The following is a 7,097-nucleotide window of genomic DNA, read 5'->3' as shown; positions in this document are numbered from 1 at the left end:
CGGGCTTTGGCAGTGGCGCTGTGCTGGGCGGCGTGGCCATGGGGCTTGCCGGGCAGCGCGCATTAGGCCGCGATGTGGTGATTGGCCTTGTGCTGTCGCTCGCACTCGGTGTGGGGGCTCTATGCCTGCATTTTCTGACCCGTTCCGCAGGGGCCGCCACATCGCTCCTGTTTGGCGATATTCTGGGTATCAGCCCGGCACCCTGTGGGGGCTGGGAGGGTTGAGCCTATTCTGCCTGTCTGGTCTGGCCATACTGGCACGCCCGCTGCTGTTTGCCTCGTTACAGCCTGATGTGGCAGAGGCCCGCGGCGTGCCACTGCGCCTACTGGATGTGCTGTTCCTCTCCCTTGTTGCGCTAGCCACGGCTGAATGTGCCAGATAACCGGGGTGCTGCTTGTATTTACCCTGATGATTGCTCCCGCTGCCGCCGCCCTGCGGCTGGGCTTTGGCCCCATGACGGGCATGGCCGCCGCCACAGTGTTGGCTCTGGCCGAAGCCTGGGCCGGGCTGGCCTTGTCCTGGCAGACAGGTTGGCCTGCGGTCTTCTGGATTGCAGCTCTGGGATGCGTGGCCTTTGCGGCATCCTGCGGCCTGTCACGCCTGTTTGCGGGCAAGAGCACGGCACTCCGCACCCCCTGACCTTCATACAGATTCAACTCTCTCTGGCCCCTTATTCCTGCTCCCCGCAGGGATAAGGAGTGCAGTTCCACGTCATTTTTGATCACTACAGCAGTTATTGTGTATATAATGATATTGTTATATAGATTTTTTTATGCCCTCACCCCTCGTCATTTTTCAGGCACTGGCTGACCAGACACGCCTGCGCATTCTGGCTCTGCTGCGGGATATGGAATTATCCGTAGGGGAACTGGCTCAGGTGCTGGGGCAAAGCCAGCCCGGCGTTTCCCGGCATGTCAAAATTCTGGTGCAGGCCGGCTGATCACACGACGCAAGGAAGGCAACTGGGTTTTTCTGGCACTGGACAACCCCGAAAAAACCGCTCCGCTCTACGCCATGATAGACCAGTGGCCCGCAGACCCGGAACTGGCGGCGGATGCACAGCGCCTTGGCAGCGTACGTGCCGCCCGCACCGCCGCAGCGGAAGACTATTTCGAGGCGCATGCCGCCCAGTGGGATGCAATACGCTCGCTGCATGTGGCGGAACAGGATGTGGAAAGCGCAATCCGCCGCCTTATCGGCCCGCAGGCCGTGGCACATCTGGTCGATATCGGCACGGGAACCGGGCGTATGCTCGAACTGCTGGCCCCACAGGCTGAAACCCTGACAGGGTTTGACCGCAGCCCGGCCATGCTCCGTGTCGCACGCGCCAAGCTGACCTCTGCCGGGCTGGAGCGCGCGGCCCTGCGGCAAGGCGACCTGTATGCCCTGCCTCTGCCCGCAGGCACTGCGGATCTGGCCATCATGCATCAGGTGCTGCATGCGGTGCAGCACCCCGCAGCCGCCATTACTGAGGCAGCGCGTATTCTAGCCCCCGGCGGGCGCCTGCTGATTGTGGATTTTGCCCCCCATGCGCGTGAAACCCTGCGCGATGCCCACGCCCATGTGCATCCCGGTTTCAGCGATACCCAGATCCGTGGCTGGTTCCATGATGCCGGGCTGGCCTGCGCGCAAACCATCCGGCTGGAAGGCCCCCTGACTGTCCGGCTCTGGCTGGGCCGCCGTCCCTGACAAAAACGATTTTCATCAACGGAGCCAGAACCACCATGCCGTTCCTGCCGGGTGGCGGACTTTCCGCCGAACTGCGTAACCTTGGCCCCCTCGGCCCTGACCTGTCCACAGGCGGGCCGGATGGGGCGGTTGCGGTCTCTTTCGAGTTTTTCCCGCCCAAAACCGATAAAATGGCCGCAGCCCTGCACCAGACCGCGCAGGAGCTTGCCCCACTTGGCCCGCGCTTTGTCTCCGTCACATACGGGGCGGGAGGGTCAACCCGCGAGCGCACACTGGCGGCCACGGCCGTTCTCGCGCATGAGGCCGGTGCGCCTGTAGCCGGGCACCTGACCTGCGTAAACGCCACCCGCGCACAGGTGGATGACGTGGCCCGCACCTACTGGGCGCAGGGTGTGCGCCATATCGTAGCCCTGCGCGGCGACCCACCGACCCAGAACGGTCAGGCCCCCGGTGCGGGCTTTACCCCCACCCCCGGCGGGTATGAAAGCGCCGCAGCCCTTGTCCGGGGCTTGCGCCAGATCGCCCCTTTCGAAATTTCGGTCGCGGCCTATCCCGAAACCCACCCCGAAGCAACCAGCGCGCAGGCGGATCTGGACAACCTAAAAGCCAAGCTGGATGCGGGGGCCACACGCGCTATCACGCAGTTCTTTTTTGAAGCGGGAACATTCCTGCGCTTTCGCGATAAGGCAGTAGCGGCCGGCATTACGGCAGATATCGTGCCCGGCATCCTACCCGTGGCCAATATCGCGCAGGCCTATACGTTCGCCGCCCAGTGCGGCGCCCATATTCCGCTCTGGATGCGGCGCATGTTCAATGGGCTGGATGCCCATCCCGAAACCCGCGCGCTGGTTACAACCGCTGTGGCAGGTGAGCTATGCCGCCAGCTACGGGCGGAAGGGGTGAACCATTTCCATTTCTATACGCTGAACAAATCCGCCCCCAGCGCCGCCCTGTGCCGCCTACTGGGCAGGCACCCCAGCCTTGAAAGCATGCCTGCCTGAAAAACCGGGCGGCGGACACGGGCCTGACGGCGCGATAATCCGGGCAGGCCATGCGCGCAGGCCGCCTGATACTGCCCCCTGCGCGCCGCCCTGAAAAACCTTATGCGCCGGGCAGCGGGCGCAGGGTGTGCACTGCCAGCGGCGCGGCCAGCTTGCCTTCAAGCCGGGCAGCCATAGCTTTGAAATGCGGTGTTTCCATATGGTCGGCCAGAGCCTGCGGGCTGGCCCATTTTTCGGTAAAGACGAAGGTCTGCGGGTCTTCCAGATCCTGATGGGGAATGTACTGGCTGTTGGTCGCCTCCGCGCGGGAAGGAACCACGCAGTCGCTCATGGCCTGCGCCACTTCGGCCTCATACCCCGGCTTGACCTTGACAATAGCCACGACTGTAATGACATCGCTCATGAAAATTCATCTCCTCAGGGATTGATACCAGCTATACTAGGCAAGCCTGTCTGCTGTGGCTACACGCCAGCGGGCGGATTTGCCGTCTTGGAGCCTGTATGGTCTGCCTTTATAGTATGCTTCCATGATCATCATTACGGGTGGGGCCGGGTTCATCGGCTCATGCCTGCAGGCGGCCCTGGTCGCACGCGGGCACGAAACGGTTATTGTCGACTGGTTGGGGACAGAAGGAAAATGGCGCAATATCGCGGGGCATGCGCCAACGCGACTGATTACCCCGGACGAGCTACCCGCCTTTCTTGAAACCGAAAGCCGGGTGGAAGCCATCTTCCACATGGGAGCGATCAGCGAGACCACCGCACGCGATGGTGATGCGGTCTGGCGCACCAATGTAGAGCTGTCGCGCATGCTGTGGCGCTGGTGCACGCAGGCCCGGGTGCGCTTTTTTTACGCCTCTTCCGCCGCAACCTATGGCGGGGTTGATACGCCCGAACATTTTTCCGACGACCCGCAACGGCTTGACCAGCTTGAACCGCTCAACCTCTATGGCTGGTCCAAGCATGTTTTTGACCAGCAGGTGCTCCGCGCGGTGGAACGGGGCGAGCCCACCCCGCCACAATGGGCCGGGCTAAAGTTCTTCAACGTCTACGGCCCCAACGAATACCACAAGGGCCGCATGATTTCGGTCGTGAAGGTCAAATACGACGAACTGCGCGCAGGCAACCCTATGCGACTGTTCCGCTCAAGCAGGGCGGATCTGGACCACGGCATGCAGGCGCGTGACTTCATCTGGGTGGGGGATACCGTCAAAATCATGCTGTGGCTGTATGACACGCCCTCGGTCAACGGGCTGTTCAACTGCGGCACGGGGCAGGCCCGCACCTATCTGGACATGGCCCATGCGGTATGTGACGCAGCGGGCATGGAGCGGGATATTACCTTTGTGGATATGCCCGACAGCCTGAAAGGCCAGTACCAGTCCTATACGCAGGCAGACCTGACCCGCCTGCGGGCCGCTGGCTATACCGAGGCGTTTACCCCGCTCGAAGAGGGTATCCGCCACTATATACAGGACTATCTGGCCACGCCGCAGCCCTATCTCTGATACACAGGGCCCGACACTTCGGGCCTTGCCTGTTTACCGTAACCAGTTCACTGGCCTGCCCGCCGGGCCTGCCATTTTCCCCGGCCTTGCCAGGCCATTCAGCAATCGGATCGCTTGCATGTTGCCTGTTCTGATGTTCCCGCAGTTTGACCCCGTTCTGGTGCATTTCGGGCCGCTGGCCGTGCGCTGGTACGCCCTGTCCTATATTCTGGGCATCATACTCGGCATTACAATGCTGCGCCGTCTGGTGCTGCTGGCCCCACGCGCGGCCACCACAGAACAGGCTGATGATTTTCTGACATGGGTAACGCTGGGCGTGCTGCTTGGCGGGCGGCTGGGCTATATCCTGTTTTACCAACCCTCGTATTATCTCAGACACCCTCTGGCCATGCTCGAAGTCTGGCATGGCGGTATGTCCTTCCATGGGGGGGCAATCGGGGTGGTGGCGGCCATGGCGCTGTTTACATGGCGCTACAAGCTCAACTTTCTGGCTTTTGCCGACAGGGTGACCGTGGCCGTACCCATCGGGCTGGGGCTTGGGCGCGTGGCCAATTTCATCAATGGTGAACTCTGGGGCCGTGAAGCCCCGGCCAACCTACCCTGGGCCATGATCTTTCCCGATGGCGGCCCGATCCCCCGCCACCCGTCCCAGCTTTATGAAGCGCTGACGGAAGGCTGCTTGCTTTTCACGGTGCTGTTCATCGTATCGCGCCAGCGCAGTATCCGCGCCCGGCCGGGCTTTCTGGCGGGTCTGTTCCTCGCCGGCTATGCCTGCGCACGGTCGTTTTGCGAATTCTTCCGCGAACCTGATGCGTTTTTGGGGTATCTGGCAGGCGGTATCACCATGGGGCAGCTTCTGTGCATTCCCATGCTGGCGCTGGGTATCTGCCTGATGGTCTATGCTCGCCGCCACCCGGCCTATGCGGGCCTGCCCGCGAGCGGCCCGCAGGCCCCCGCCAACATCACCCCTCCGGCGGATCACTAGAACCGGGTCATGACCATGCGCGCGCCCCCTCCTCATGCCGAACGGCTTGACCACTTCATGGCGCGCGCCAACACCCGGTATTACGCAAACACCCCCCTGCTATCGGACTTCATAACCGCACCGGAAATCAGTCAGGTTTTCGGGGAGCTGCTAGGCGCATGGGCCGCCATGGTCTGGCAGAGCATGGGCAGCCCGGCCTCCTTTATTCTGGCTGAAGCCGGGCCGGGGCGCGGCACGCTCATGGCTGACGCCCTACGCCTGATTACCCGCGCCTGCCCGGCCATGGCGCAGGCCATGCAGGTGCATCTGGTCGAAACATCGCCCCTCATGCGGGCCGAACAGGCCAAAGCCCTGCGCGCCAGCCTGACCACGCCGCCACACTGGCATGACCGGCTAGAAACCCTGCCCGATGGCCCGCTGATCCTGCTGGCCAACGAGTTTCTGGACGCCCTGCCCATTCGCCAATTCGTGCACACACCCGACGGCTGGAACGAGCGTTATGTGGCCGACGAGCGCTTTTACCTAGCACCCTGCCCAGCCCCCGTACTGCCCGATGCCCGCCCGCTTGAACCCGACACCCTTGTGGAACTGTGTGAACCCGCACTGGCCATTGCCGCATGGCTGGGCCAGCGCCTTGCCCGCACACCGGGTGCGGCCCTGTTCATTGATTACGGGCACGCCTCAACCTTGACTGGAGATTCGCTTCAGGCCCTGCGCCATGCGCGCCCAGCCGCCCCGCTTGAAGCCGCAGGACAGGCCGACCTGACCGCCCATGTGGACTTTACCGCCTTTGGTGCGGCTGCCCGGCAGGCTGGGGCCTGCGTGTACGGCACGTTTACCCAAGGCGCTTTCCTGCGCAGGCTGGGACTGATGGAACGCACGGCGCAACTGGCCGCAGCCGCCCCCGAGCAGGCACAGGCCCTGCTAAGTGGGGCGGAGCGGCTGGCCGCGCCGGAAAAAATGGGACACCTGTTCCGGGTCATGGCACTGCTATCCCCCGGCCTGCCCGCCCCACCGGGTTTTGAAGAAGGATTACCGACATGACATCCGGCGTGGACACTCCCCGGCTTTCTCCGCTCACCAGCCCGCTGCTCGGGCAGGCACGGCACGGCTTCTTCACGCGTGAGGGCGGTGTATCCACCGGGCCTTACGCCAGCCTGAACTGCTCCATGCGCTCGGGCGACACGCCTGAAAACCTGATGGAAAACCGCCGCCGGGTTGCCGGGCATTTTGGCGTGGCCCCTGACAGCCTTCTGGGGGTAACGCAGGTGCACGGGCGCGAGGTTGTAAACGCACAGGCCGCATGGCTGCCGGGCAGCGGCGCACAGGCCGATGCGCTGGTAACAAACCAGCCAGACCTTGCCATAAGCGTCATTACAGCAGATTGCGCGCCGGTTCTGTTCAGCACCACTGATGGCACGATTGTGGGGGCTGCCCATGCGGGCTGGCGCGGTGCGCTGGCTGGCGTGCTGGAAGCCACATTGGCTGCCATGCTCCATCTGGGGGCCGAAGCCCACGCCATTCACGCCGTGGTGGGGCCGTGCATCGCACAGGAAAGCTACGAAACGGCGGAAGACATGCACACCGCCATTCTGACAGGCGACAGGCAGGCCGCGACCTTCTTTGCCCCCGGCCACCGGGCGGGCCATTACCAGTTCGATCTGGCAGGCTGGTGCGTGTTCCGCCTCCAGCGCGCAGGGATTGGGCGAGCGGTTACGCTGGGCATGGATACCCTGCCCGACACCCAGCGGTTTTTCAGCCATCGCCGCCGCACACTGGCCGGGGGTGGCCCCATCGGCCACCAGATTTCGGCCATTGCCCCCCGGCGGGCGGACTGACATGGCCCAGCCCCGTCCAGTTCGCACGCTCTCGCACACAGCCCATCCGCTGCTGCTGGCCCTGCTGATGCTGGGG

11 protein-coding genes are annotated in these 7,097 nt (G+C 63.5%); 10 read left to right on the top strand and 1 reads right to left on the bottom strand.

The features are described from left to right. From JCM25143_RS24895 to metF, 6 genes are all read left to right on the top strand, one after another. A partial coding sequence (locus JCM25143_RS24895) for a metal ABC transporter permease (protein WP_267879971.1) occupies positions 1-224 on the top strand: 224 nt, incomplete at its 5' end. Further along, entirely contained in the window at positions 221-382 is a 162-nt protein-coding gene (locus JCM25143_RS24890; RefSeq protein WP_267879970.1) for a metal ABC transporter permease, read from the top strand. The genes JCM25143_RS24895 and JCM25143_RS24890, both read left to right, overlap by 4 nt. Before the next feature lie 5 nt (positions 383-387). Continuing rightward, positions 388-639: a metal ABC transporter permease gene (locus JCM25143_RS24885; RefSeq protein WP_267879969.1), complete on the top strand. Its 252-nt coding sequence runs from the start codon at positions 388-390 to the stop codon at positions 637-639. Positions 640-772: 133 nt separating this feature from the next. Next, a complete protein-coding gene (locus JCM25143_RS24400) occupies positions 773-940 on the top strand; it encodes an ArsR/SmtB family transcription factor (protein ID WP_234395307.1) in 168 nt (55 codons plus the stop codon). A gap of 74 nt (positions 941-1,014) precedes the next feature. Continuing rightward, positions 1,015-1,689 carry a class I SAM-dependent methyltransferase gene (locus JCM25143_RS19910; protein ID WP_234395305.1) on the top strand — a complete coding sequence of 225 codons (675 nt, stop codon included), beginning with the start codon at positions 1,015-1,017 and terminating at the stop codon, positions 1,687-1,689. Between the two features lie 35 nt (positions 1,690-1,724). After that, a complete protein-coding gene (metF, locus tag JCM25143_RS13855) occupies positions 1,725-2,690 on the top strand; it encodes a methylenetetrahydrofolate reductase [NAD(P)H] (RefSeq protein ID WP_025861641.1) in 966 nt (321 codons plus the stop codon). A 100-nt stretch (positions 2,691-2,790) separates the two neighbouring features. On the opposite strand, the gene JCM25143_RS13850 is transcribed toward metF, so the two are convergent. Beyond that, the gene (locus tag JCM25143_RS13850; protein WP_025861639.1) at positions 2,791-3,093 is read right to left on the bottom strand and encodes a putative quinol monooxygenase; all 303 of its coding nucleotides are present in this window, start codon (positions 3,091-3,093) and stop codon (positions 2,791-2,793) included. A 124-nt stretch (positions 3,094-3,217) separates the two neighbouring features. On the opposite strand from JCM25143_RS13850, the gene rfaD reads away from it, so the two are divergent. The 4 genes from rfaD to pgeF all read left to right on the top strand — a co-directional run bounded on the left by rfaD (position 3,218) and on the right by pgeF (position 7,021). Continuing rightward, entirely contained in the window at positions 3,218-4,198 is a 981-nt protein-coding gene (rfaD, locus tag JCM25143_RS13845; RefSeq protein ID WP_025861637.1) for an ADP-glyceromanno-heptose 6-epimerase, read from the top strand. Between the two features lie 118 nt (positions 4,199-4,316). Continuing rightward, entirely contained in the window at positions 4,317-5,183 is an 867-nt protein-coding gene (gene lgt, locus JCM25143_RS13840) for a prolipoprotein diacylglyceryl transferase (RefSeq protein ID WP_025861634.1), read from the top strand. Positions 5,184-5,192: 9 nt separating this feature from the next. Further along, complete coding sequence (locus JCM25143_RS13835) at positions 5,193-6,227, top strand: class I SAM-dependent methyltransferase (RefSeq protein WP_051543393.1); 1,035 nt, start codon at positions 5,193-5,195, stop codon at positions 6,225-6,227. Next, positions 6,224-7,021, top strand: coding sequence for a peptidoglycan editing factor PgeF (gene pgeF, locus JCM25143_RS13830; RefSeq protein ID WP_025861632.1), 798 nt, complete (start codon positions 6,224-6,226; stop codon positions 7,019-7,021). Before JCM25143_RS13835 ends, pgeF begins: the two co-directional genes overlap by 4 nt. Positions 7,022-7,097: the final 76 nt, after the last annotated feature.

Source organism: Acetobacter papayae JCM 25143, assembly GCF_000613285.1.
In the GTDB taxonomy this organism is placed as follows: domain Bacteria; phylum Pseudomonadota; class Alphaproteobacteria; order Acetobacterales; family Acetobacteraceae; genus Acetobacter; species Acetobacter papayae.
The sequence above is the reverse complement of the archived record's forward strand: the minus strand, read 5'-3'. Positions and strand labels throughout refer to the sequence as shown.